We start from the raw sequence: 22,656 nt of genomic DNA on the forward strand, positions 1-22,656 counted from the left end.
CGAACCAGTCAGCCGTGACCTGTAATTCGTCCGTAGCCGGCCAACCGCGGGATTCGCGGGGAGCTGAGAAGTGGCTGTGAGATGTGCGCAAAGCGCGCTGAATCTGGATGATTGAACAGATGTCAGTGCAGAAGGTCGGCGTGGCCGCCGCAGTCGCGATCAGCGCCCTGTTAGCGGGGTGCAGTTCGCTCGCGTCGATCCCCGATGACATGCCGCCGGGGCCGGGGGTCGCGCTGCCGCTGATCGATGTCGACGCACCCGGCCGCGCGGCCGAACAGCTACGCGGCTGGGCCGACGAGCAGTCCGACGCGATCGGCATCCAACCGGTCGCGCTCGAGGCCTACGGCTACGCCGCCGCCGTGCTGGCGAAGTCGAAGCCCGAATGCGGAATCGCCTGGACCACCATCGCCGGCATCGCCAGCGTGGAGAGCGGACACGGCACCCATCGCGGTGCCGGCGTCGACGCCGACGGGACCGTGCGCCCGGCGATCATCGGCGTCGCCCTCGACGGCACCCGAGGCAACGCCGACATCCGCGACACCGACGGCGGCAGCCTCGACGGCGACACCACCTACGACCGCGCCGTCGGCCCGCTGCAGTTCATTCCCGAAACCTGGAAGCGCTGGGGTGTCGACGCCAACGGCGACGGCGTGGCCGATCCGCAGAACATCGATGACGCCGCCCTCACCGCGGCCCGCTACCTCTGCACCCGCGGCGGCGATCTGACCTCGGCCGACGGCTGGCAGCGCGCCTTGTTCGCCTACAACCAGTCGAACAAGTACATGCACGTGGTGCGCGATCGCGCCGCCATATACAGCATCGGCCGCCGCGTGTAGTTGCCCATGGCCCGGAGTGCCGGTTACTCCACACTCCGCCGAGACGATAGGCTCGGCACCGCACGGCCCTTCCCGTGATACCTACCGTGCCTTCCGTCGTAAGGAGCAGTTTTCGTGGCCATTATCGAACAGGTCGGAGCTCGCGAGATTCTGGATTCGCGCGGCAATCCCACCGTCGAGGTCGAGATCGCCCTCGACGACGGCACCCTGACCAGGGCAGACGTACCTTCCGGTGCGTCCACCGGCGAGCACGAGGCCGTCGAGCTGCGTGACGGCGGCGACCGCTACGGCGGCAAGGGTGTGACCAAGGCCGTCGAGGGTGTTCTCGACGAGATCGCGCCCGCCATCATCGGCCTCGACGCCGTGGAGCAGCGCACCGTCGACCAGGTTCTGCTGGACCTGGACGGCACCCCCGACAAGTCCCGCCTCGGCGCGAACGCCCTGCTGGGTGTGTCGCTGGCCGTGGCCCGCGGTGCCGCCGAGTCCTCGGGTCTCGAGCTGTTCCGCTACCTGGGCGGCCCGAACGCCCACGTGCTGCCGGTCCCGATGATGAACATCCTCAACGGTGGCGCGCACGCCGACACCGGCGTGGACGTGCAGGAATTCATGGTCGCCCCGATCGGCGCGCCCACCTTCCGCGAGGCACTGCGCTGGGGCACCGAGGTGTACCACTCGCTCAAGGCCGTGCTGAAGGAGAAGGGCCTGTCCACCGGCCTCGGTGACGAGGGCGGCTTCGCCCCCGACGTCGCGGGCACCGTGGAGGCGCTCGACCTGATCAGCGTCGCCATCGAGCGCGCGGGCTACAAGCTCGGCACCGATGTGGCGCTGGCCCTCGACGTGGCCGCCACCGAGTTCCACACCGAGGGCGAGGGCTACAAGTTCGAGGGCAAGATCCGCACGGCCGCCGAGATGGGCGAGTTCTACGCGGACCTGCTCACCCGGTACCCGCTGGTCTCCATCGAGGACCCGCTGTCGGAAGACGACTGGGACGGTTGGGTCGCACTGACCGACGCTATCGGCGACAAGGTGCAGCTGGTCGGCGACGACCTGTTCGTCACCAACCCCGAGCGCCTCGAAGAGGGCATCGCCAAGGGCGCGGCCAACGCGCTGCTGGTGAAGGTCAACCAGATCGGCACGCTCACCGAGACCCTCGACGCTGTCGAGCTGGCGCACCGCAACGGTTACAAGACCATGATGTCGCACCGTTCGGGCGAGACCGAGGACACCACCATCGCCGACCTCGCGGTCGCCGTCGGTTCGGGCCAGATCAAGACCGGTGCTCCCGCGCGTTCCGAGCGGGTCGCCAAGTACAACCAGCTGCTGCGCATCGAGGACGCCCTCGGTGATTCGGCACGCTACGCGGGTGACGTGGCGTTCCCGCGTTTCACCGGCGAATTCTGAAAGCAGTACAGGGGCGGTAGCGAATGACCGAGCGACGTGCGCGTGGAACCAGTCCTGGTGGACGAGGCGACAGGCGCACGTCGCGGGCCGCGCGCTCGCGCCCCCGTCTGGACACGCCGAGCCGCCCCACCGCGGCCAAACGTCCCACCCGCCGCCGCCCGGATTCGGCCACCTCGCGCAAGCCCAGCGGCAAGCTCGAGCGCAGCGAACACACCATTCTCGGTCTCTCGACCGGTAAAGCGGTGATCCTGGCGGCGGTGCTGTGCGGCCTCGCGCTGACCTTGGCCGTGCCCACGCGCACCTACTTCAGTCAGCGCGCCGAGGCCGTGGCACTGGCCAAACAGCGGACCGAGCTCGAAGCCGACCTGGCGGGCTTGCGCGATCGTCGTGCGCAACAACAGGATCCGGCCTACATCCGTTCCGAGGCGCGCGACCGCCTGCGCCTGGTGATGCCTGGCGAAACCCCCTACATCGTGCAGATTCCCGGCATCGAAGCACCAGCGCCGCCGCCGATGAGCACCCGCACCGCGGCGCCCGACCCCTGGTACACCGACCTGTGGCGCAGCATCTCCGAACCAGCCCCGGAAGGACCACGGTGACGACACCGAACGCCGACGACCTCGAGATCATCGCGAAGCAGTTGGGCCGCGAGCCTCGCGGAGTGCTCGAAGTCGCCTACCGCACCCCCGACGGCCTGCCCGCCGTGGTGAAGACCGCGCCCCGCCTGCCCGATGGCACCCCGTTCCCCACGCTCTACTACCTGACCGATCCCCGGCTCACCGCCGAGGCGAGCAGGCAGGAGTCGGCCGGGGTGATGCGCGAGATGACCGAACGCCTCGCCACCGACCCCGAACTGGCCGCCGCCTACCGTCGCGCGCACGAGAGCTACCTGGCCGAACGCAACGAGATCGAGTCCCTCGGCACCGATTTCACCGGTGGCGGCATGCCCGACCGGGTGAAGTGCCTGCACGTGCTGATCGCGCACTCCCTCGCCAAGGGGCCCGGTCTGAACCCCTTCGGTGACGAGGCCGTCGCGTTGGCCGCCGCCGCGGGCTTCCGCGGGACCGCGATCCCCGCCGACTGGCCCGCCGCACCTGACGAACAGGCATAATCGCGGGCAGTGCCCGAACGTGGGTCGAGACCTCTGGAGGACACCATGAGTGAGCGCATCGCCGCAGTCGACTGCGGCACCAACTCGATCCGCCTGCTGATCGCCGAGGTCGGGGCCGACGGCGGCCTCACCGACGTGCACCGGGAGATGCGCATCGTGCGGCTCGGTCAGGGTGTGGACGCCACCGGACGCCTCGCGCCCGAAGCCATCGAACGCACCCGCCTCGCCCTGGCCGATTACGTGGATGTGATGGTGGCGCAGGGTGTCTCACGCGTCCGCATGGTCGCCACCTCCGCCACCCGCGATGCCGCCAACCGCGACGATTTCTTCTCGATGACCCGCACCGAACTCGGCCGCGTCGTGCCCGACGCGGTCGCCGAGGTGATCACCGGCGACGAGGAAGCGCGACTGTCCTTCGCCGGTGCCGTCGGTGAATTGTCCGCTGATGCGGGACCTTTCGTCGTGGTCGACCTCGGTGGCGGCTCGACCGAACTGGTCGTCGGCGACGAGAACGGTGTCCAGGCAGCCTATTCCGCGGATATCGGCTGTGTCCGCATCACCGAACGCTGCCTGGCGGGCAACCCGCCGACCGCCGACCAGGTCGCTGCCGCACGCGAATTCGCCCAGCAGAAGCTCGATGAGGCCTTCGCGAAGGTTCCCGTCGACAAGGTGCACACCTGGGTCGGGGTGGCGGGCACGATGACCACGATCACCGCCGTCGCCCTCGACCTGCCCGAATACGACTCCGCGCGGGTGCATCTCACCCGCCTGAGCCTCGCCGAGGTGCACCAGGTGTGCGACCGACTGATCGGCATGAACCACGACGAACGCGCCGCCCTCGGCCCGATGCATCCCGGCCGCGTCGATGTGATCGGCGGCGGCGCGGTGATCACCGAAGTACTGGCCGACGAATTGGCAGGCCGCGCGGGAGTTTCCGAACTCGTCGTCAGCGAGCACGACATCCTCGACGGTATCGCCATGTCGATCCTCGACGCACCCGCCTGACTTCCGGCTCCCCGACGAGCGCAATCGCGCCGGGTTCGGGTCGGCGGGTGTACGCGACCCGGGTCAGGTGTCCGAGGCTGCGAGCGTCTCGGCTTCGGCCCGGAGTTCGGCCGCCTCGGCGGTCCGCTCCAATGCCGTCAATCCGGCGGTCTGGGTGGTCAGCGCGGTAACGAGCGACGCCTTCAATCCCTGCCCGAGCAACTGAACCGCGACCGCCTGCTGCTTCGTCGCGGTTTTCGCCCTCGGCCGGGTGGCTTTCGCGACCAGCGCCGGAAACCGCTTGTCGAAGCGGCGGACGAGTTGACGACGCAGGTCGATCTCTTCGGCCCGTAGCTCGACGGCTTCGCGCTTACGGTGGAGTTCGTCGAGGTAGAACGCCTCCTCGTAGAGCGACTGCGCCAAGTCGAGCATCTTCGCGTGTCGCAGCGGCCCGCTGACCAGCTCGCGGCGTGCCGCCGACGATTCCGCCGCGTGCATCAAGGCCAAGTCGCTGTGGGCGCTGATCCAATAGCGGCGCGCCATCCTGGCGTGGTATTCACCGAGCTTGTCGTTGATCCCGTGCGCCCCGATCACGAACGGCGGCGGCCGGAGCCCGAGCGTGGGCCCCGAGGCATACATCGACGACCGATCGATACGCGGCGTCTGCTCCGGATGCGCCGACGCGAGCTCCTGTTCGACGTGCCGCAGCGCGGTCCCGTGGGCGAGCAGCCAGCCGTCGGCCACCTCGGAGGCGACCGCCAGATAGGTCACCGCGCCGAGGAACAGCGCCCCGGCTGCGGCGACCGGCCAGGTCCACCCCGAGGGCGACAGCTTCCACACCGATATCGCCACCGCGTCCGCTATGGCGACCGATACGAAGAACCATCCGGCGAAGCGGGTTCCGCGAGCGGACAGGGTGGCCAATGCCATCCACACGATGCCCCGGCCGACACCCGTGAACCCGATGCCGGGTATCACCAGGACTATCAGCCAGGCTTCCTCGCCGGTCCACAACCACAGCGGCCCCGCGATCGACCAGGCGAGTAGTGCCCAGATGAACGCGGCTCCCCAGCTACCGAAATCCTCCCCATCCATGCCGTGATGTTCGCAGGTGCCGCCGACAGAAAGCTTGCCGGATTCTTGGAATCCGCCGGTTCAGCTGCCGGTGCGCTCGCGATGCCGGCACCCGGGCCAGCAGCACGGACGCCGCTGACCTTCCTCCAGCTCCTCCTGGGTGCGCCGAATCCGCCGTGCGCGGGTCACGTCCTGCTTGGCGTCCTCGACCCAGCAGATGAACTCGTTGCGGGCCAGCGGCGTGATGTCCTGCCAGGCGCCCAGCGCTACCGAGTTGGCGAGCAGCGCAGCACGCAGATCAGCCGGCAACTCGTGCACAACGCCCCCGGGTACCTGTCGACTGCTCATCGGTCCACGGTAGCGCGCGAGCGTTCGACCTGCGGGTATCGCGAGCTTCATCGGCGATGCTAGACAAAACAGAGTATATGTCTCATGATGAAGTCATGAGTACAACGATGTCTCATTCGGTGCGGTTCGAACTTCGCTCCGGAGACACTTGGCGCGATCCCTGGTCCATGTATTCCGCACTGCGTGATCACGACCCTGTTCACCGAGTGATCCCCGCGGGGCAGGAGGACAACGACTTCTACGTGCTGTCCCGGCATGCCGACGTGTGGATGGCGGCGCGCGACCCCGCGACCTTCTCCTCCGCGTCGGGGCTGACCGTCGACTACGTCGACCTGGTCGCCGCCGGGTTCGGCGCCGTCAAGCCGTTCGTCTTCATGGACCCGCCGGAGCACACCGATTTCCGGCGTCGGGTGTCGCCGGGATTCACTCCGCGCCAGGTGAATTCGGTCGAGCCCGCAGTGCGCAGATTCATCGTCGAACGCATCGAGAGACTGCGCGCGGCGGGCGAGGGCGACATCGTCAAGGACCTGTTCAAGCCGCTGCCCACCATGGTCGTCGCCCACTATCTCGGTGTGCCGGAACAGGATCACGAGAAGTTCGACGCGTGGACCGAGAACATCGTCGGCGGCGCGGTCGCGGGGGCCGGGCTTGCCGCGGGCGACCAGAACGCTTTCACCGCGGTGGGCGAAATGGTCGGCTATTTCAGTGAATTGATCGCCCGCCGCCGCGTCGAACCGGGCGACGACACCATCTCGCACCTGCTGGCCTCCGGTCTCGGCGCCGACGGCGACAACGAGGGCCTGGTCGCGATCCTCGGCTTCGCGTTCACGATGATCACCGGCGGCAACGACACCACCACCGGCAATCTCGGCGGTGCGGTCCAGCTGCTCACCGCCGCCCCCGACCAGCGACAGCTGCTCATCGACGATCCCTCGCTCATCCCGGACTCCATCGAGGAGTTCCTGCGGATGACCTCACCGGTGCAGGGCCTGGCACGCACCACCACCCGCGATGTCGAACTGCACGACACCATCATCCCGGAGGGCCGCCGCGTGCTGCTCCTCTACGGTTCGGGCAACCGCGACGAGCGCGAATTCGGGCCCACCGCAGGCGAACTCGATATCCGCCGCGACCCCAAGCGCATCCTCAGCTTCAGTCACGGCCACCACCACTGCCTCGGCGCGGCGGCCGCCCGCATGCAGGCGCGCGTCGCGCTCGAGGAACTGCTCACCCGCTGCCCCGGCTTCACCGTCGACCTCGACGCGGTGCAGTGGTCGCAGGGCAACTACGTGCGCTGGCCGGTCTCGGTGCCGTTCCGCGCGGAGGGCACGGCATGAGCGGTCGGCGCTCCGATGCGGTAGCCCGCGTAACCACGCAGGGCGCCCGAGCATGCCGCGGGGAAACAGCATGAGCGGTGACTGGCTGGGCGCCGATCGGGCGGACCTGGCCGCCGAGCGCATCATCGACGCGGCCGCCGAACTGTTCGCCGAACACGGGGTGGCCGCGGTCGGCATGGCCGAAATCGCCAAGGCCGCCGGGTGCTCGCGCGCCACGCTGTATCGCTACTTCGACAACCGGCACGCGGTGCGTCTGGCGTTCGTGCACCGCGAGACCCGCCGCATCGTCGCCCAGCTCGACGAGCGGTTCCGCGACATCGCCGACCCGGGCGAACGCATCATCGCCGCGATGCTCGGCGCGGTCGAAGAAGTCCGCGCCAACCCGCTGCTCATCGCGTGGTTCCGGCCCGCCGACTCCGGCACGGCGGGCCGCATCAGCCAGGACTCCGACGTCATCGAATCGCTGGCCGCCACCATCTTCGCCCCCACGGACCTGACCGACCCGGAACGGAGCCGCCTGGCCCGCTGGCTCACCCGCATCATCGTCTCGCTGCTGTCGGCTCCCGGCCGCGATGCCGCCGACGAACGCGCCATGCTCGAAGAATTCGTCGCCCCGGTCATCAGCCGTACGTTCGTCGCACCGAATTAGAACGTGTTCTATATTCGAGGGAAAGTTCCGGCGATCCCTCGGGAGTCCAGATATGTACCAGTGGTCAGACGAAGACCTGATGTTCCGCGACGCTGTGCGCGGCTTCATCGCCAAGGAGGTCACCCCGCACGTCGACCAGCTGGAGAGCGGTGCGCTGCCGCCGTTCGACATCATCCGCAAGCTGTACGCCACCTTCGGGCTCGACGAGATGGCGCGCGAGGGCCTCGAGAAGGCGCTCGCCCGCGAAGAGGCGGGTACCACCGGCTCGGGTAAGCCGGGCGGCGGTTTCAGCGGCGCGGGCAGCATGGGTGTGGTCCTCAACAGTGAGCTCGCCGGCGTGAGCCTGGGTCTGGTGGCCTCCATGGGCGTGAGCCTCGGTCTCGCCGTGGGCACCATCCGCAGCCGCGGCACCCTCGCGCAGAAGAAGCGCTGGCTGCCCGAACTGGTCACCATGGCGAAGGTCGGCGCCTGGGCCATCACCGAACCCGATTCGGGCTCGGACGCGTTCGGCGGCATGAAGTCCTACGTCCGCCGCGACGGCGAGGACTACATCCTCAACGGCCGCAAGACGTTCATCACCAACGGCCCCCACGCCGACGTCACCATCGTCTACGCCAAGCTCGACGAAGAGGACGGCACCGACCGCCGCGACCGCAAGGTGCTGACGTTCGTGCTGGACAAGGGCATGCCCGGTTTCGTGCAGAGTCCCGCGTTCAAGAAGATGGGCATGAACTCCTCGCCCACGGGCGAGCTGTTCTTCGAGAACGTCCGCATCACCCCCGACCGGTTGCTCGGCGAAACCGAGAACCCGGCCAAGGGCGACGGAAAAGACAGCGCTAAAGAATCTTTCGCGGCCGAACGCATCGGCATCGCCTCCCTCGCGCTGGGCATCATCAACGAATGTCACCGCCTGTGTGTGGATTACGCCAAGTCCCGCACGCTGTGGGGCAAGGAGATCGCGCAGTTCCAGCTCATCCAGCTGAAGCTGGCCGAGATGGAGATCGCGCGAATCAATGTGCAGAACATGGTGTTCAACGCCATCGAGCGCACCGCCGCGGGTGACAAGGTGACCCTCGCCGAGGCCTCGGCGATGAAGCTCTACTCCTCCCGCGCCGCCACCGAGGTCGCGATGGAGGCCGTGCAGCTGTTCGGCGGCAACGGGTACATGGCCGAGTACAAGGTCGAACAGCTGGCCCGTGACGCCAAGTCGCTGATGATCTACGCGGGCAGCAACGAAATCCAGGTCACCCACATCGCCAAGGGCCTGATCGCCGGGTAGTACGCGGCGGCCCGCGTTCGCGGCACGCTCCGGCTTCGGAGCGTGCCGTCCGTTTCGCGGCGGGCTGTCCTGCAGTGGGGTCTATTTTCGGCTGTTCGCGCAGGTAGTCCGCTCGTATACTGATGAAGGTGCGAACCCACCGGAATGCTCTCGCCGGCGCCGTGGTGGTCGCCGCCGCGGTCGTCACCCTGGCGCCGTCGTCTTCGGCCACCCCGTCCTCCGGCGTGACCGTCGAACCGCTGGCCCAGGTCGATGTCAGCGCGTTCAGCCCCTTCGCCTCGTTGCCGAGCACGTTCACCTTCCGGCGGATCACCATCGCCCCCGGGGGCACGCTCGGGTGGCATTACCACGACGGCACTGTTCTCGCCGTGATCACCGCGGGCCAGGTGACCCGATACGAGGCGGATTGCGTACCGACGACGTACTCCGCCGGCGAGGGCCTGTCCGAGACCGTCGGCCCGGACCACGTCCATGTTGGCCGCAACCTCGGCGACCGGCCCGCCGAGCTGTACGTCGCCTATCTCAACCGCGCGAACGAACCGCTCTTCGTGGACGCCCCTGCCCCGGACTGCCCGTAGCCGCTACTCGGGGCTCAGGTGGTCAGGCACGCTCCGGCGCCGCCCGCGGCGAACGTCTCGGAGCCGCAATAGGCGGTTTCCGGGTAATACGGGCCCATCGTGTCGGCCGGGTCGGCGCCGGAGTCCTGGGACGCCTGGATCGAATTCGGATAGAACGCCGCGCTCGGGGTCATGTTCCGCAGGAACAGGACCTTGTCCACGTCGGTGCTGCCCCAGGGAATCACCGTCACGCTCGGGTCGAGGTTCGCGGGCACATCCGCGGGTGCGGCGACCACATAGGTGTAGTAGCCGGACGCGTCGATCGCGGTCTGGAAGTCGGCCGCGCAGGCGACAACGGGGTAGGGCGAGCGCAGGTCGTTCTGGCACATCGACCAATACCGCACCTGCTGGTTCGGATCGGTAGGCGATTGTCCCGCACGGGTATTCGGGAATGTCGGGGCCTTACCCCGCACCACCAGCAGGCGTCCCGGCTGATAGCTGATCCGCGTTCCGATGTACTTGTTGTCGCCGTTCGGGAAGAGCCCGGAGGTGCTCGCCGGGTTCCCGAACGTCGCCTCCGGTGTGTTGCCGGGGAACGCGCCCGAGGCGGCCTGGGCGATCGCGCGATCGAAGGCGGCCTTGGCGGCGTCAGCGACCGGGCCGGTGTAGGTGGCCGGGTCGAAGGGCTGCGCGCACGGCTGGGCCGGAGCGTCGGAGCCCGCGATCGAGAGCTTCACATCGGGCAGCGCGACGCCGCCGCTGAGCGAAGCCGGATCGGTCGGAACATAGACACGGACGATGACGAAGCCGATCGGTGTGCTCTGCCCACTCGCGACAGCCTGGATCTCGTTGCGGCTGTGATCGGCCGGCCCGTTGACCAACGTGGCATGCCAGCGCTGCTGCGCGGCGGGCAGCGACGCGGCGGCGGCATCGACGAACGGGTTGGCGCTGCCCGGGTCGGCGACGATCTGGTCGTCGCGCAAGGTGTCCACGGTGTCGAGGTCGGTCCCGTAGGTGTTCAACGAGAAATACCGGGCGGCCGGATAAGTACCGGACAACTCGATCGAGTCACCCGGTCCCAGCGCGTAGGGCATCAGCCAATACGTCGAATTCGCATCGGGGAACGCCACATTCAGCACGGTGCTGTTGGACATGAACCGCCACGCGCACAGTGGCGAGTCCGGCGGGTCCGCGGAGGCGGGCGCGGCGAATCCCACCGCGGCCAGCACCGTTGCCACCACACAACCGACGCGAACGATCAAAGCCCCAACCGAATGCATGACGATCCCCTCGCTGCGCTCGAACTGGCGAACTGTCGAAGAATCCCGCGCGTCCACGTCACCGTGGTCGGCTCGCGATCACCGTAGTGCACTGCATGGCAGCGAACGCCCACGGGCTACTCGTATCCCCATCTCGCGTCCTACCCAGGCGCGGCCGTCGGCGTCTGGTTTTCGCCGTTTACGGGGCCTGCCGTGGTTCCGGCATCGCGCACGCCAGCCCGTCGGCCATCCCGGTCGGCTGCACACCGAGACCTTGGTTGAGCCGAGCCCGCTGGTTCTCCCACGCGATGCTCGCCGCCAACTCGGCCAGCTGTGCCTTCGACAGATGGGTGAGCAGAGTTTCGCGCAATTCCTCGATATCGACCGCCGGTGTCACCGTCATCGCCTCCGCGAACGCGATCACCAGCTTCTCCAGCTCGGTGTAGGCATCACTGGTCCGATACCGAGGCAGATCGACGAGCTGCTGCTCGGTCAGCCCCGCCGTATGCGCCAGGGCGGACCCGATATCGAGACAGAACTGACAGGCCACCAGCCCCGCCGTCTTGAGCTCGGCCAACTCCTTGAGCCGAGGATCGAGCTTGTTGCTGAACAACAACGCCGTCTCATAGGTCAGCGTCGCCGCCGCGATCTGCGGCCGCCGCCCGAGCCACCCCACCAGATCCCCCCGATGACGCCGAGCCTGCCCCAGCACCTTGACGTATCCCCGAACCCGCGTGACCACCCGCATCGATAACACCCCTTCGTGCCGACGATTTCCCTGCAAATGAACCTACGCCGGGACCCCACCGAACCCCAGGGTGATCCTCCTCGCTTCCAGGCGGGGGAGAGGGCGAAACGCCCACCGAAAGACGCCGCGACCCAGCGCCATGGGTCATGCTGAGTGCCCCCACAGGGACTCGAACCCTGACTGTGCGGATTTTAAGTCCGCTGCCTCTGCCAATTGGGCTATAGGGGCGTCCCGGATAGCGTAGCGAATCGTACGGGTGTACCGGAATCCTGTTGGTCGACAAGGTCGGCCCGGCGTGTCGGAACAGACCACGCCGGGACCGATCATGTCATCGAAGGGGCTGGTCAGTCGTCACTCGCGGCCTTTTTGCCGAGGACCGAGTGGCGGCGGCCGTAGGCGAAGTAGACGGCGAAGCCGATGGCCATCCAGATCACGAAGCGCAGCCAGGTTTCCACCGAGAGGTTCACCATCAGCCACAGGCAGGCCGCGACCGCCAGGATGGGGATGAGGGGGACCAGGGGGACGCGGAAGCCGCGGGGCAGGTCGGGGCGGGTGCGGCGCAGGATGATGACGCCTACCGAGACCAGGACGAAGGCGAACAGCGTGCCGATGTTCACCATTTCCTCCAGCGTGCCGAAGTCGACGAAACCGGCCAGCACGCAGCAGATCACACCGACGATGGCGGTGAGCCGCACCGGTGTGCCGCGCTTGCCGGTGTGGGCCAGCCCGCGGGGCAGCAGACCGTCGCGCGACATCGCGAACAGCACGCGGGTCTGTCCGAGGAACAGCACCATCACCACGGTGGTGAGGCCGGCCAGGGCGCCGATCGAGATGACGTTCTTGGCCCAGTCCACGCCGTGGATCTGGAATGCCGTTGCCAGCGTGGCGTTCTCACCGGACAGCTCGGTGTAGGGCACCATGCCGGTGAGCACCAGCGTTACCGCCACGTAGAGCACGGTGACGATCAGCAGCGAACCGAGAATGCCGCGCGGCACCGCCTTCTGCGGGTTCTTGGTCTCCTCGGCGGCGGTCGCCACCACGTCGAAGCCGATGAACGCGAAGAACACGATGCTGGCCGCGGCGAGCAGGCCGTACCAGCCGAAGTTGGTGTCACCCGCGCCGGTGATGAACTGGAACAGCGTCTGGTGCAGTCCGCTGGCGCTTTCCTCGGCGGGCTGCGACGGCGGGATGTACGGGCTCAGGTTGGACGCCTTGAAATAGGTGATACCGAGTACGAGCACCAGCGCGATGACGGCGAGCTTGATCGCCACCGCGACGGCCGACACCCGTGAGGACACCTTGGTGCCGACGGCGAGCAGCACGCCGAGTACGGCGAGTAGTAACACCGCGCCCCAGTCGAAGGTGATCGACCCCAGTTGCACAGTGGCGGAATCGAATCCGAATACCGTGCCGAGATACTGCGACCAGCCTTTCGCGACCACCGACGCGGCGAGCGCGAATTCCAAGATCAGGTCCCAGCCGATGATCCACGCCACCAATTCACCGAAAGTGGCATAGGAATAGGTGTAGGCGCTACCGGCCACCGGCACGGTCGACGCGAATTCCGCATAACAAACCGCGGTGAGCCCACACGCGATCGCCGCGAAAACGAATGCCAGTGACACCGACGGCCCGGCCACATTGCCCGCGGTGCGTGCGGTCAGTGTGAAGATGCCCGCGCCGACGACGACGGCGACACCGAAGACCGTGAGATCCCAGGCCGTCAGATCTTTGCGGAGTTTGGAATCGGGATCGTCGGTGTCGAGAATCGACTGCTCGACGGATTTGGTGCGGAACAACCCGCTCCCTCGGCCGGGCGATCGGCCCACGCCTGGAGCGTCTTGCGGTGTCGGCACGGTATTTCTCCTTCTTCTCACGAACGTAATCGGGGATTACCCGTAACCAGGTCAGTGCACGCCCTGCATGCGGCGCTTGATCCAGGGCGCGCACGCGATGACGACGAGACCGGCCACGATGGCCGCGGCACCGCTGAACCCGAAGTAGGCGGTTTCGCTCTCGGGGCTGTAGAAGCGGGCCAGCGTGCCCGCCATCGATGTGCCGATACCGACGGAGAAGAAGTACAGGGCCATCATCTGCGAGCGGAACGCGGCGGGCGCGAGATGCGTGGTGACCGCGAGACCGATCGGCGAGAGCAGCAATTCCGAGACCGCGAAGCCGCCGAGGATCACGAAGACCGCGAGCACCGGCACGGTCTTGCCGTCGAAACCGCTGAGCAGCGCGAACAACCAGAACGCGATGCCCATCCCGATGACGCCGAGCGCGAACTTGATCGGCGTGCTCGGCGCGCGATTGCCGAGCTTGGTCCACATCAGCGCGAACAGCGGCGAGAGCGCGATGATCCACACCGGCTCGACCGAACCGATCCAGCTGGCCGGCGCCTCCCAGCCGAAGATCCGCCAGTCGACGCGCTCGTCGGAATACACCGCGAGCATGGTGAACATCTGCTGGAACAGCGACCAGAACACCGCGTTGGCGAGGAACAGCGGGATGAACGCGACCACCCGTGTTCGTTCGACCTGGGTCACCTTGGCGCTGCGCAGCATCACCGCGAAGTAGACGACCGAGGCGGCCACGATGACGCCGGTGGTGACGTCGGAGAGATTCTCGAGGGTGATCAGCTTCGTCAGCACGGCGACCAGCACCGCGACCGCGGCGACGACGACGCCGATCAGCACCGGGGTCAGTTCGCGGCGGGTGATGGGATTGGGCACCTCGCGCCCGTGGGTGCCGAGATTGCGGCGGAAGATCACGTACTGGGCCAGGCCGAGCGCCATGCCGATGGCCGCCGCGCCGAAGGCGACGTGGAAACCCCACTCGCGCTGCAACAGGCCGGTCAGCAGCGGGCCGCAGAACGCGCCGATGTTGATGCCCAGATAGAACAGCGTGAACCCGCCGTCGACTCGCGCGTCCGTGGGCGCGTAGAGAGTGCCGAGCAACGACGACGCGTTCGCCTTCAACCCGCCACTGCCCAGCGCGACCAGCACCAGACCCACGCCGACACCGGTGAGCCCGGGCAACACCGCCAGCGCGAGATGCCCGGCCACGACCACGACACCGCCGTAGAAGACCGTTCGCTCCATCCCCAGCACCCGGTCGGCAATCCAGCCGCCGAGCACGGTGGACAGGTATACCAAGCCGCCGTACGCGCCGACGATGCCGAGCGCGGTGCTCTGCGCGATCCCGAGGCCGCCCTCGGTGGTGGAGTAGTAGAGGTAGTAGCCCAGGATGGTGAGCATGCCGTAGAAGGAGAAACGCTCCCACAGCTCGACGCCGAACAGGTTGGTCAAACCGATGGGGTGACCGAACAGGGTGCGTTCGGCCGCCGTGTCGGCGGGGCTCGGCGGGTCGCCGAGCCGTGTTTCTTCCGTGGACATAAGGGAACGATCCCACGCCGAAACGGCGGACAGCAATTTTCCCGCATCGTCGCGGGTTCGGCGTGCCGTGCCCGCCGGGCCGGTGCGAACACGTCCGGCGGCGGACCCCGGCACCAATTAGGCTGTGGTGACCGGACTCCCGCGACGGACGAGGAAATCAGACGTGCTGACAGCCCAGGTGACCGTGCCCGTGCGGCCGGAGCGGGCGTTCGCGACCCTGGCCGACGGCTGGCTCTACGCGAGCTGGGTGGTCGGCGCCTCGCACATCGGCGAGGTCGACCCCGGCTGGCCTGCCATCGGCAGCCGCATCCACTACCGATTCGGGCTGTGGCCGGTGCTGATCAGCGATACGACAGTGGTGCGGGCGATCGACCCGCCGCGCCGGCTGGAGTTGGAGGCGCGGCTGTGGTCGGTCGGCTCGGCATGGATCACGCTCACGCTCGACGAACAATCCCCGGGGCACACCACGATCCGGATGGTCGAACGCGCCGCCCGCGGACCCGCGCAGTTGATCCCCGGCATGGCGCAAGATCTGCTCTTCTCGGCACGTAACCAGGAATCGCTGGATCGGTTGGCCGCTTTGATTCGTGCGCGTTCGCAGAATGAATGACTCGCGGAAATTCCGACCGGTTCGTATTTCTCGATAGCGAGTATTTCGCGCTGCAATAGTTTTGTGGAATTCGCTGTCCTGGTGTTCTGTCTGCGCATGTGGATTAGTCTCTAGCCCACTATCGAAATGCATAGGGTAGATCAGGGGAACGCGTGTGCTTCATATCGAGCACTTCAACAATGGCTGGATGAATCCGGTACTGGCCTTCGGTCTGTCGTTCATCGGTTCGGTATTGGGGCTACGGTGCGCGGTGCACGCCAAAGCGTCGTCCGCGCCGCTCGGGTGGCTCATCGCCGCGTCGGTCGCGCTGGGCGGAGCCGCCATCTGGGTCATGCACTTCACCGCCATGCTCGGATTCGGCATCGACGGTGCGGCCATCCGCTACGACGTGCCGTTGACGCTGCTCAGCGCGGTGATCGCGATCGTGGTGGTGCTGATCGGGCTCACCATCGTCACCGGGGGCGGCAACGAGTGGGTGGCGCTGCCGATGGGTGGCGCCATCACCGGGCTCGGGGTGGCTGCCATGCACTATCTGGGGATGTGGGCGATGCGCACCCAGGCTGTCATCGAATACGAGCCGGCGCTGATGGCGTTGTCGCTCGTGATCGCGGTGGTAGCAGCGACGGCGGCGCTGTGGTTCATGCTGCACGTGCGTGGCCTGCTGATGACGGCGGGCGCCGCGCTGGTCATGGGAATCGCGGTGTGCGGCATGCACTACACGGCGATGGCGGCGATGCGCGTGCACCACGGTGAGTCGATGACCGTGGTGGACGGTGTCACGCCGGTGCAATTGCTGCTGCCGTTGATCGCGACGGTGTCGCTGGTGGTCACCGGATTGGTGATCGTGGTCGGGCTGGCCGAAGTGGAAGCCGGCGACAGCCGGTCGGAATTCACGCCGGTGCGAACGAGCGCGGGTGGCATGTACAGCACCGATCCGGCCACGCTCTCCGACAGCGGAAAGGACTGGCCGCGTCAGCCGGAGTGACCGCCGTGGCCGAGTATTCGGCCACGGCGGCATCCATCAGCTCGGCTGAGGTAGGTCGCAATCATCGACCTTCGGATTGGCGCCCACATAGTTCAGGGGGCCCGCGATGATCGTCACCGCGATGGTGCCGAGGGTCGCGCAGTTCTGATCGCGTTCGGTGTAGTAGCCGCGTTGGCCCGCGGCCAGGATTCCGATCAGCAACCACACCAGCACAACGATCGAAATGATGCGTGATCTACTGCCTGCCATGACTGGTCCTCTGGTTCGACGGATTCTGCGCATGGTCAGTAGTAGTGCCGACGGCCGCCGATAACACGCCCGGTGCTACCGACCAATGCCAGGACGAGGCCGACCACGAGGAGGATGACTCCCACCGTGCTGAGGAGGGGGATGCCGAAAACGAGTCCAGCAATGAGAAGAATTGCGCCGAGAATAATCATCAGATCTCACCTTGTTCGGTGTCGGGACTGTGGAATGCCGGCAGGCACCCACAATGGCCGCATGCCCGGTTTTCCCGATTCGAAACAGGCTGTGCCCCAAGCGACCGGGGCACCGCGCCGCCGTGGCCGAGCAGTCGGCCACGGCGGCGCGGGGACGGGTCAGCGTCCGAAGATCGGCAGCGCGGCCGAGCCCGTCGACGGCGGGGGCGGGGCGCTGGAGCCGAGGTCGGCGTCGAACGAGCCGGTGCCGCTACCGACGTCGACCGAGCCCATCGAGCTACCGGTGGGTGGGCCGATCACGACCGAACCGGAGGGGAGCAGATCCCAATCGGCGCTGCCGACCGCGCCGGCGGTGCCGGCGGTGCCGAGCAGGGTTCCCGCGGCGAGCACGGCCAGCAGGCCTGCCCTGGCGGCGGTGGTTTGACGGATGGACATGGCTGATACCTCCGAGAGCTTCGCTGTGATAGCTCCCAGACGGTAACTGAAATACGCTGATTTCACACCAGATCGGCGCGGTCCGCTACGCCTGTGGCCGCTGGCCCACTTCCATCTGAACGCGGTAGCGGTCGGCGCGGTACCAGCTCTGGGTGTGCTCGATCGGCACCTCCGCGCTGAACGACACCCGGTCGAAATGCAGTACGGGAGCGCCCTTCTTGACGCCGAGCAGCGCCGCGACACCGGCTTCGGCGGCCTGGGCGTCGACTGTTTGCACGGCGCGTTCGATCGGCCTGCCGTAGCGGTCTGCCGTGGTCCGGTAGATCGAGCCGGTGAGGTCGTGCGAGATCAGGCCGGGCACCAGTTCGGGGTTGAACCAGGCGTCGTCGACGCTGACCGGATCGTCGTCGGCCAACCGCAATCGGCGCACGTGATAGGCGAGCACGCCCTGCGGCAGACGCAGCGCGCGGGCGGTGGCCTCGGGCGCTATCGCCTCCTCGGCAACGAGCACCAGGGTGGTCGGATGGTGGCCGAGCGCGCGCATCTCCTCGGTGAACGAGGCCAGGTGCAGCCGCGACTGCACGGGCCGGTGCGCGACGAAGGTGCCCTTGCCGCGAACCCGGACCAGATATCCCTCGTTCACCAGCTGACCGACCGCCTCGCGCACGGTGATCCGGCTGACGCCGTAGTCCTGCATCAGATTGCGCTCGCTGGTCAGCAGGTCGCCCGGCTGTAGCTCGCGCGTGCACTTCTGCAGCAGGATCGCGCGCAGCTGTTCGTGTTTGGGCACTGCGCTGTCGCGCAGCGGTGCGGGCATCGCCAGTGGCTCCTTTTTCCTGGTAGGCCGACCGGTCCCTACTGGTCCTATCCGGTGGAACCGAGAATACGCGACCGGCGCCGAGGAGCCCAGAGATCTACACCCGGATCAGCGGATTCCCGGTGTACGCGGGTCGGTGCCGACGCATCCCAGGATGACGCATCCCGGTGGCGAATCCGCGAACGGGGCCTTCGGAGTTTCGCCGAGGCAGTCGAGGAAGTTGCAACCGGGGTAGGCGTACGGGCCGACCCCGAGCGTGCCGAAGAAGGCATCGGGCCGGGCGATCATCGGATCGGTCACGCTCACATCGGGACGTTCCCGATACTCGCCGGGATCGGGGATCTGCTGGTCGCGGAACGCGGAGACGAGTGTGCGCATCACGTCGTGGGTGTAGGTGGTCGAACTGCCCACCGTCGCGACACCGGTCCAATTCAGCACCAGGCCGAGGCTGGGCACGATGAAGCTGTCGTTGCGCAGCATGCCCGACATCTTCACCGCGTCGTCGGGCAGTCCGGGGAATTCGAGCCGACACGGTGCGCCGTTGATCACGAACAGGAAGCCGTAGCAGGGCATGCTCGGCGACGGTGACACGGCCGCGCGCATGTAGTCCTCGGAGATCACCTGCCGGTCGTTCCAGTGGCCCCGATTGCCCACGAGCAGACCGAGTTTCGCGAAGTCGTCCGGCGGCAGGATCAAATGCGCGTGGCCGTAGGTGTTTCCGGCACGGTCGCGGGCCCAGTAGTAGTCGCCGCGGGCGATGCCCAACGGGTCGAACAGTTTTCGCTGCGCGAAGCTCTGGAAATCCTCGCCGACCGACTGCTGGATCACGTAGACCAGCAGGTCCACCGCGCGCTGGCTGTAGCGGAACATCGTGCCCTGCGGGCGTTCGATCGGCATCGCGAGTGCCTGCGCGACGACATTGGGATCGAGTTGCGCCAGCCCGGTCGCGCCCTCCGCGGCGACGGCGACTTCCATGCCGGAGGACTCGGTGAGCAGATTGCGCACGGTGATCTCCCGGTGCGCGGCGTCGCCGAGGCCCGGTGGCAGATAGCGGCCGATCGGCTCGTCGATCCGCAGCAGCCCCTGGTCGACGGCGGCCCCGGCGACGAGCGCCACGACACTCTTGGTCCCGCTCCACAGATTCCACGCCACCCCGCCGGATTCGGCGTTGCGCGGGCCCGTCGCGATCAGGCAGTTGTTGCGGTACAGCTGGATGTTGAAGCGGGTCACGTCGGTGGCCCGCGCCATGGCGGCGGCCAGCACGGCGGGGTCGAGCGCGGCTTCGGCCGGTGTCGCGGACTGCGGGGTGCGGCCGGTGGTGACCTCACACTGCTTCGCTATGACCGGGTCGGCCTTCGCCGAGCTCGGGAGCCATGCCCCCGAAATCAGGGTCATCGCGGTAATCGTCGCTGCCACAACGTATTTCAGAAAGCCCTGCACGCAACCCTCCAGATGGTGTGTCCGGAGGGGAATCGTGAACGATCACGTTCTTGTTACGAGGGAATCAGCTGCCGTACGGCGTGCACACCGCGATCGCTTCGTCCTTGGACGTGTTGAAAATGTCGATCACGCCGTTGAGTTCGTCGGTGGGCGCCCGGCGTTCGAGGGTGTCGGCGAGGGTGTTGGTCTTCTCGATGTAGGCGCGCAGCGGCACGGACAGATCGGCGATCACATCGGCGGTGATCTTGCGGTCGAGGTCCTTGGCGCTGTTGCGCAGGGTGGTGACCGCGTCGGTGGCCTTGGCATCGGCATCGGGGGCCTGATCGTTGGACGCCGCGATGTAGGCGTTGAACGAGGTCACCGAGGTCTTGTTGGCCGAGCGCAGGCCGTCGCACGCCGTGTCGTTGGCCGCCTCGATCTTCGCCGCCTTCGACGACGCCGCCGCCGCCGAGGACGCCGCCACCTCGGAGGTGTACGAGGCGAGCTCGCTCTGGTTCACCTCGGCGGTGCCCGGTACCTGCTGGGAGCAGGCGCCGAGGAAGATCACTCCGGTCGCGGTGGCCGCGAACGCGGTCCCGAGCCCCAGCCGTTCCAGTACTCGCATTTCTCTCTCCTGCCTCGAGATTGCAGGCACCGGTTGGGCCGGAGCCGAACATATCGACCGTACTGGCAACTTCCGGGTGACGTCAGGTCGCGGTGGCGATTTCGATGACGAACCGAGACGCGGCGCCGGGGTGTCGCGCCCGGCGCCGCACCCGATCAGTTCTGTCCGAGCATGCCGCGCATGGTGGCGATCTCAGCCTCCTGATCGGCCACGATCGTCGTCGCGAGCTGACGTGTTTGCGGATTCACACCGGCGTTCAGCTCCGTCTGGGCCATCCCGACCGCGCCCTCGTGGTGCTCGATCATCATCTCCAGCCACTGCCGGTCGAAATCGGCGCCGTTCGCGGCCTGCAGACTGCTCATCTGCGCGTCGGTCATCATGCCGGGCATGTCGTGCCCGCCGTGTCCTTCGGTCGCGCTCGGCGCGGGCTTGCCGAAACCGGCGAGCAGGTCGGTGATCTGCTGCATCTCCGGGGCCTGTGCCTTCTCCACCTGGGCGGCCAGTGCGATGAGCTGCTGGTTCTGGGTGTGGCTCGGCACCATCTTCGCCATCTCGACGGCCTGCGCGTGATGCGGGTACATCATCTGCAAAAAGGTGACGTCGGCATCGTTGAAGTCGGTGCTCGCGGCGGCGCTGGTCGCGGTGGTGGTGGAGTGCTCGGCGGTGTGCGTGGTGGTGCTGTCGTCGCTACAACCCGCCGCGAACAAGACGGTGGCGGCCGCGGCGACGAGGATGTGGGTACGGCTGATGGACATGGTGATCCTCCTGGGGATTCGGGTGAGGTGTCGAAACTGGCAGGGCACGCGTGGTGCCGTGCCTGTCAGATCCGCAGAATCGCCAGTTGGGACAGGGTGAGGACGGTCCATGGTGGTGGGCGTTCGCGTCGGCCGCGCCATGCCCTCGACGGTTGCCGAGCGGCTTCGGAGGTGTCGCCGAGGCGGTAGAGCAGGACCAGGGTCAGTGCGATGGCGAGTGCGGCCAGGACGAAAACGCAGGCGTGGACGGCGGAGTGCTCATCACAGCCCGCCGCGCCGCAGCCCGTGTGCGGGTCGGTGGGGGCGGCGATGGACAGCGTCGAGCCTGTCGACGGTACTTCGGCGAGATCTTGCGTGGAGTGGTCGATCGCGGGGAACACGGCGTGCTGGTCGGGCGGAGCCGCTGCCGGACGCGGGTCCGAGTGGTCGGTGGCGACCGGAGCCTGCGGGCCGTGCGCACTGTCGCTCGCGTGCGCGGTGCCGAAGACCGCGGAGTGCATGGCGACGATCCCGGCGAGCAGCATCAGCACGGCGAGCGCCCTGGCAATGCCGGGTGCGCGCGCGGGCTGCTGGTCCATCACGGCGACCAGTCTAGCGATCGCCATCGTGATACCCGGTAGGGGTAGCGATCACGGGGTGGCGATGTCGACGACCAGGCGCGGGGGATCGGCGAGAGCAGTGACGGAGAACGGTGGCTGGTCGGCGTCGAGGCCGATGAACGACTGGGTGACGCCCTCGTAGACCAGCTTCTTGTAGACGCCGGTGATGGTCGGCGTGCCCGGATCGGTCACCGGATCAGGCCCGGCGAACGGGGCGACGGTCGAGTCGAACGGATACGCCGAGCCGAGAATACGCACCTCGAGAATCGCGCGGCCTGACACGTCGACGGTCTTGCCGCTGCCGTCCTGCACCGCGCTGTCGGTGTAGGCCACCTGCCAGCCGGGGGAGCCCGTGCCGCCGAGCTGGTAGACCACGCGGTCGAAGCCGGGCTGCCTGCCGATCCGGATATCGCTGACGGTCAGCGCCGCACCCGGGGAGGCCGCGCCGGACTTCGGGCTCGCGTCGGCCGGCACTTCGCCGGTGGCATCGGCGAACGTGCTGGTGGTGCTCGTTGTTGTCGGCGGCGCGGCGGCCGGTGCGTCGTCGGTGCCGCAGCCGGATACCGAAACCGCGGCCGCGGCGATCAGCACGAACACGAGGGCGTTGCGCATGGGGCTGATGCTACGCAGGGACAGCGGCGTGGTGGGCGAAGTAACACGGGGTGTGTTCGGGCTACCGAAAGTTTGCTGATTACTTCGAAATGGGAGCGGTTGCGGTTGATGCGCCCAGGTCGGGGCCGGGTTTTTCGGTGAACGCGTACCAGTTCCGCGGTTAGCGCGACCTGCGGCGATCGGTTCCGGCGCGGACCGGGCGGTGACCTTCGGCGAAGCATTGGGGAACAACGAAATTCGTGAGACCGGCGAATCCGGAGCGATCTGCAAGGGCGTCGCAAATCGACGGAACCCGTTAGTGCTCAGTGAAATACATCTCACGGCGACCCCTCCGGAGCCACCTCGCCTGTCGATACCGGGGCCGGATGTGACGGTGGGGCA

26 protein-coding genes and 1 tRNA gene are annotated in these 22,656 nt (G+C 67.5%); 11 read left to right on the forward strand and 16 right to left on the reverse strand.

The window, feature by feature from the left end; translation table 11 throughout:
- The first annotated feature begins 119 nt into the window (after positions 1-119).
- The 5 genes from ACFVVI_RS15680 to ACFVVI_RS15700 all read left to right on the forward strand — a co-directional run bounded on the left by ACFVVI_RS15680 (position 120) and on the right by ACFVVI_RS15700 (position 4,353).
- A complete protein-coding gene (locus ACFVVI_RS15680; RefSeq protein WP_378993148.1) occupies positions 120-836 on the forward strand; it encodes a lytic transglycosylase domain-containing protein in 717 nt (238 codons plus the stop codon).
- A 114-nt stretch (positions 837-950) separates the two neighbouring features.
- Complete coding sequence (eno, locus tag ACFVVI_RS15685) at positions 951-2,237, forward strand: phosphopyruvate hydratase (protein WP_378993146.1); 1,287 nt, start codon at positions 951-953, stop codon at positions 2,235-2,237.
- A gap of 23 nt (positions 2,238-2,260) precedes the next feature.
- The gene (locus tag ACFVVI_RS15690; protein WP_378636108.1) at positions 2,261-2,836 is read left to right on the forward strand and encodes a septum formation initiator family protein; all 576 of its coding nucleotides are present in this window, start codon (positions 2,261-2,263) and stop codon (positions 2,834-2,836) included.
- Positions 2,833-3,348, forward strand: a complete 516-nt coding sequence (locus ACFVVI_RS15695; protein ID WP_378636110.1) for a DUF501 domain-containing protein — start codon at positions 2,833-2,835, stop codon at positions 3,346-3,348. Before ACFVVI_RS15690 ends, ACFVVI_RS15695 begins: the two co-directional genes overlap by 4 nt.
- 45 nt (positions 3,349-3,393) lie before the next feature.
- Positions 3,394-4,353, forward strand: a complete 960-nt coding sequence (locus tag ACFVVI_RS15700; RefSeq protein ID WP_378993144.1) for an exopolyphosphatase — start codon at positions 3,394-3,396, stop codon at positions 4,351-4,353.
- 63 nt (positions 4,354-4,416) lie between these two features.
- Here ACFVVI_RS15700 and ACFVVI_RS15705 read toward each other — a convergent pair whose 3' ends face one another.
- Together ACFVVI_RS15705 and ACFVVI_RS15710 are read right to left on the reverse strand one after the other, a co-directional pair.
- On the reverse strand, positions 4,417-5,427 hold the full coding sequence (locus tag ACFVVI_RS15705; RefSeq protein ID WP_387445844.1) for a hypothetical protein: 1,011 nt from the start codon (positions 5,425-5,427) through the stop codon (positions 4,417-4,419).
- Positions 5,428-5,487: 60 nt separating this feature from the next.
- Entirely contained in the window at positions 5,488-5,754 is a 267-nt protein-coding gene (locus ACFVVI_RS15710) for a YdeI/OmpD-associated family protein (protein WP_378993139.1), read from the reverse strand.
- 95 nt (positions 5,755-5,849) lie between these two features.
- Here ACFVVI_RS15710 and ACFVVI_RS15715 point away from each other — a divergent pair, with 95 nt between their 5' ends.
- The 4 genes from ACFVVI_RS15715 (at position 5,850) to ACFVVI_RS15730 (ending at position 9,597) form a co-directional block, all read left to right on the forward strand.
- Positions 5,850-7,091 carry a cytochrome P450 gene (locus ACFVVI_RS15715; RefSeq protein ID WP_387445845.1) on the forward strand — a complete coding sequence of 414 codons (1,242 nt, stop codon included), beginning with the start codon at positions 5,850-5,852 and terminating at the stop codon, positions 7,089-7,091.
- A gap of 70 nt (positions 7,092-7,161) precedes the next feature.
- Positions 7,162-7,740 carry a TetR/AcrR family transcriptional regulator gene (locus ACFVVI_RS15720; protein ID WP_387445846.1) on the forward strand — a complete coding sequence of 193 codons (579 nt, stop codon included), beginning with the start codon at positions 7,162-7,164 and terminating at the stop codon, positions 7,738-7,740.
- Between the two features lie 52 nt (positions 7,741-7,792).
- Positions 7,793-9,019: an acyl-CoA dehydrogenase family protein gene (locus ACFVVI_RS15725; protein WP_387445847.1), complete on the forward strand. Its 1,227-nt coding sequence runs from the start codon at positions 7,793-7,795 to the stop codon at positions 9,017-9,019.
- A 128-nt stretch (positions 9,020-9,147) separates the two neighbouring features.
- Complete coding sequence (locus tag ACFVVI_RS15730) at positions 9,148-9,597, forward strand: cupin domain-containing protein (protein ID WP_378993134.1); 450 nt, start codon at positions 9,148-9,150, stop codon at positions 9,595-9,597.
- A 14-nt stretch (positions 9,598-9,611) separates the two neighbouring features.
- Here the strand turns inward: ACFVVI_RS15730 and ACFVVI_RS15735 are convergent, their stop codons facing one another.
- The 5 genes from ACFVVI_RS15735 to ACFVVI_RS15755 all read right to left on the reverse strand — a co-directional run bounded on the left by ACFVVI_RS15735 (position 9,612) and on the right by ACFVVI_RS15755 (position 14,978).
- A complete protein-coding gene (locus tag ACFVVI_RS15735; protein ID WP_387445848.1) occupies positions 9,612-10,856 on the reverse strand; it encodes a hypothetical protein in 1,245 nt (414 codons plus the stop codon).
- 178 nt (positions 10,857-11,034) lie between these two features.
- On the reverse strand, positions 11,035-11,583 hold the full coding sequence (locus tag ACFVVI_RS15740; protein ID WP_379315562.1) for a carboxymuconolactone decarboxylase family protein: 549 nt from the start codon (positions 11,581-11,583) through the stop codon (positions 11,035-11,037).
- Between the two features lie 154 nt (positions 11,584-11,737).
- Positions 11,738-11,811 (reverse strand) — tRNA-Leu (locus ACFVVI_RS15745).
- A gap of 116 nt (positions 11,812-11,927) precedes the next feature.
- On the reverse strand, positions 11,928-13,439 hold the full coding sequence (locus tag ACFVVI_RS15750) for an APC family permease (RefSeq protein WP_379314947.1): 1,512 nt from the start codon (positions 13,437-13,439) through the stop codon (positions 11,928-11,930).
- A 51-nt stretch (positions 13,440-13,490) separates the two neighbouring features.
- Complete coding sequence (locus ACFVVI_RS15755; protein ID WP_378993119.1) at positions 13,491-14,978, reverse strand: peptide MFS transporter; 1,488 nt, start codon at positions 14,976-14,978, stop codon at positions 13,491-13,493.
- Positions 14,979-15,141: 163 nt separating this feature from the next.
- Here ACFVVI_RS15755 and ACFVVI_RS15760 point away from each other — a divergent pair, with 163 nt between their 5' ends.
- Positions 15,142-15,588, forward strand: a complete 447-nt coding sequence (locus ACFVVI_RS15760; RefSeq protein ID WP_378993118.1) for an SRPBCC family protein — start codon at positions 15,142-15,144, stop codon at positions 15,586-15,588.
- Positions 15,589-15,775: 187 nt separating this feature from the next.
- The gene (locus ACFVVI_RS15765) at positions 15,776-16,573 is read left to right on the forward strand and encodes an MHYT domain-containing protein (protein ID WP_387445849.1); all 798 of its coding nucleotides are present in this window, start codon (positions 15,776-15,778) and stop codon (positions 16,571-16,573) included.
- Positions 16,574-16,609: 36 nt separating this feature from the next.
- Here ACFVVI_RS15765 and ACFVVI_RS15770 read toward each other — a convergent pair whose 3' ends face one another.
- From ACFVVI_RS15770 to ACFVVI_RS15810, 9 genes are all read right to left on the reverse strand, one after another.
- Positions 16,610-16,822, reverse strand: coding sequence for a hypothetical protein (locus ACFVVI_RS15770; RefSeq protein WP_378993115.1), 213 nt, complete (start codon positions 16,820-16,822; stop codon positions 16,610-16,612).
- A gap of 35 nt (positions 16,823-16,857) precedes the next feature.
- Positions 16,858-17,013, reverse strand: coding sequence for a DUF6131 family protein (locus ACFVVI_RS15775; protein ID WP_378993113.1), 156 nt, complete (start codon positions 17,011-17,013; stop codon positions 16,858-16,860).
- A 159-nt stretch (positions 17,014-17,172) separates the two neighbouring features.
- Positions 17,173-17,448 carry a hypothetical protein gene (locus ACFVVI_RS15780; RefSeq protein WP_378993112.1) on the reverse strand — a complete coding sequence of 92 codons (276 nt, stop codon included), beginning with the start codon at positions 17,446-17,448 and terminating at the stop codon, positions 17,173-17,175.
- Between the two features lie 85 nt (positions 17,449-17,533).
- Positions 17,534-18,265: a GntR family transcriptional regulator gene (locus ACFVVI_RS15785; RefSeq protein ID WP_378993109.1), complete on the reverse strand. Its 732-nt coding sequence runs from the start codon at positions 18,263-18,265 to the stop codon at positions 17,534-17,536.
- 108 nt (positions 18,266-18,373) lie between these two features.
- Positions 18,374-19,660: a serine hydrolase domain-containing protein gene (locus ACFVVI_RS15790; protein ID WP_387445850.1), complete on the reverse strand. Its 1,287-nt coding sequence runs from the start codon at positions 19,658-19,660 to the stop codon at positions 18,374-18,376.
- A 109-nt stretch (positions 19,661-19,769) separates the two neighbouring features.
- Positions 19,770-20,309 carry a hypothetical protein gene (locus tag ACFVVI_RS15795; protein ID WP_378993107.1) on the reverse strand — a complete coding sequence of 180 codons (540 nt, stop codon included), beginning with the start codon at positions 20,307-20,309 and terminating at the stop codon, positions 19,770-19,772.
- Between the two features lie 155 nt (positions 20,310-20,464).
- Positions 20,465-21,064: a DUF305 domain-containing protein gene (locus ACFVVI_RS15800; RefSeq protein ID WP_387445851.1), complete on the reverse strand. Its 600-nt coding sequence runs from the start codon at positions 21,062-21,064 to the stop codon at positions 20,465-20,467.
- A gap of 65 nt (positions 21,065-21,129) precedes the next feature.
- Positions 21,130-21,669 carry a DUF6153 family protein gene (locus ACFVVI_RS15805; protein ID WP_387445852.1) on the reverse strand — a complete coding sequence of 180 codons (540 nt, stop codon included), beginning with the start codon at positions 21,667-21,669 and terminating at the stop codon, positions 21,130-21,132.
- Between the two features lie 24 nt (positions 21,670-21,693).
- A complete protein-coding gene (locus ACFVVI_RS15810) occupies positions 21,694-22,275 on the reverse strand; it encodes a hypothetical protein (RefSeq protein WP_387445853.1) in 582 nt (193 codons plus the stop codon).
- Positions 22,276-22,656: the final 381 nt, after the last annotated feature.

The organism is Nocardia sp. NPDC058114 (genome assembly GCF_042884695.1).
In the GTDB taxonomy this organism is placed as follows: Bacteria; Actinomycetota; Actinomycetes; order Mycobacteriales; family Mycobacteriaceae; genus Nocardia.

Coding starts and splice junctions, on each gene's coding strand:
- ACFVVI_RS15680 (WP_378993148.1), top strand. CDS start 120: ATGTCAGTGCAGAAGGTCGGCGTGGCCGCCGCAGTCGCGATCAGCGCC.
- ACFVVI_RS15690 (WP_378636108.1), top strand. CDS start 2,261: ATGACCGAGCGACGTGCGCGTGGAACCAGTCCTGGTGGACGAGGCGAC.
- ACFVVI_RS15700 (WP_378993144.1), top strand. CDS start 3,394: ATGAGTGAGCGCATCGCCGCAGTCGACTGCGGCACCAACTCGATCCGC.
- ACFVVI_RS15705 (WP_387445844.1), bottom strand. CDS start 5,427: ATGGATGGGGAGGATTTCGGTAGCTGGGGAGCCGCGTTCATCTGGGCA.
- ACFVVI_RS15710 (WP_378993139.1), bottom strand. CDS start 5,754: ATGAGCAGTCGACAGGTACCCGGGGGCGTTGTGCACGAGTTGCCGGCT.
- ACFVVI_RS15715 (WP_387445845.1), top strand. CDS start 5,850: ATGAGTACAACGATGTCTCATTCGGTGCGGTTCGAACTTCGCTCCGGA.
- ACFVVI_RS15720 (WP_387445846.1), top strand. CDS start 7,162: ATGAGCGGTGACTGGCTGGGCGCCGATCGGGCGGACCTGGCCGCCGAG.
- ACFVVI_RS15725 (WP_387445847.1), top strand. CDS start 7,793: ATGTACCAGTGGTCAGACGAAGACCTGATGTTCCGCGACGCTGTGCGC.
- ACFVVI_RS15735 (WP_387445848.1), bottom strand. CDS start 10,856: ATGCATTCGGTTGGGGCTTTGATCGTTCGCGTCGGTTGTGTGGTGGCA.
- ACFVVI_RS15740 (WP_379315562.1), bottom strand. CDS start 11,583: ATGCGGGTGGTCACGCGGGTTCGGGGATACGTCAAGGTGCTGGGGCAG.
- ACFVVI_RS15755 (WP_378993119.1), bottom strand. CDS start 14,978: ATGTCCACGGAAGAAACACGGCTCGGCGACCCGCCGAGCCCCGCCGAC.
- ACFVVI_RS15765 (WP_387445849.1), top strand. CDS start 15,776: ATGAATCCGGTACTGGCCTTCGGTCTGTCGTTCATCGGTTCGGTATTG.
- ACFVVI_RS15770 (WP_378993115.1), bottom strand. CDS start 16,822: ATGGCAGGCAGTAGATCACGCATCATTTCGATCGTTGTGCTGGTGTGG.
- ACFVVI_RS15775 (WP_378993113.1), bottom strand. CDS start 17,013: ATGATTATTCTCGGCGCAATTCTTCTCATTGCTGGACTCGTTTTCGGC.
- ACFVVI_RS15780 (WP_378993112.1), bottom strand. CDS start 17,448: ATGTCCATCCGTCAAACCACCGCCGCCAGGGCAGGCCTGCTGGCCGTG.
- ACFVVI_RS15785 (WP_378993109.1), bottom strand. CDS start 18,265: ATGCCCGCACCGCTGCGCGACAGCGCAGTGCCCAAACACGAACAGCTG.
- ACFVVI_RS15790 (WP_387445850.1), bottom strand. CDS start 19,660: ATGACCCTGATTTCGGGGGCATGGCTCCCGAGCTCGGCGAAGGCCGAC.
- ACFVVI_RS15795 (WP_378993107.1), bottom strand. CDS start 20,309: ATGCGAGTACTGGAACGGCTGGGGCTCGGGACCGCGTTCGCGGCCACC.
- ACFVVI_RS15800 (WP_387445851.1), bottom strand. CDS start 21,064: ATGTCCATCAGCCGTACCCACATCCTCGTCGCCGCGGCCGCCACCGTC.
- ACFVVI_RS15805 (WP_387445852.1), bottom strand. CDS start 21,669: ATGGCGATCGCTAGACTGGTCGCCGTGATGGACCAGCAGCCCGCGCGC.
- ACFVVI_RS15810 (WP_387445853.1), bottom strand. CDS start 22,275: ATGCGCAACGCCCTCGTGTTCGTGCTGATCGCCGCGGCCGCGGTTTCG.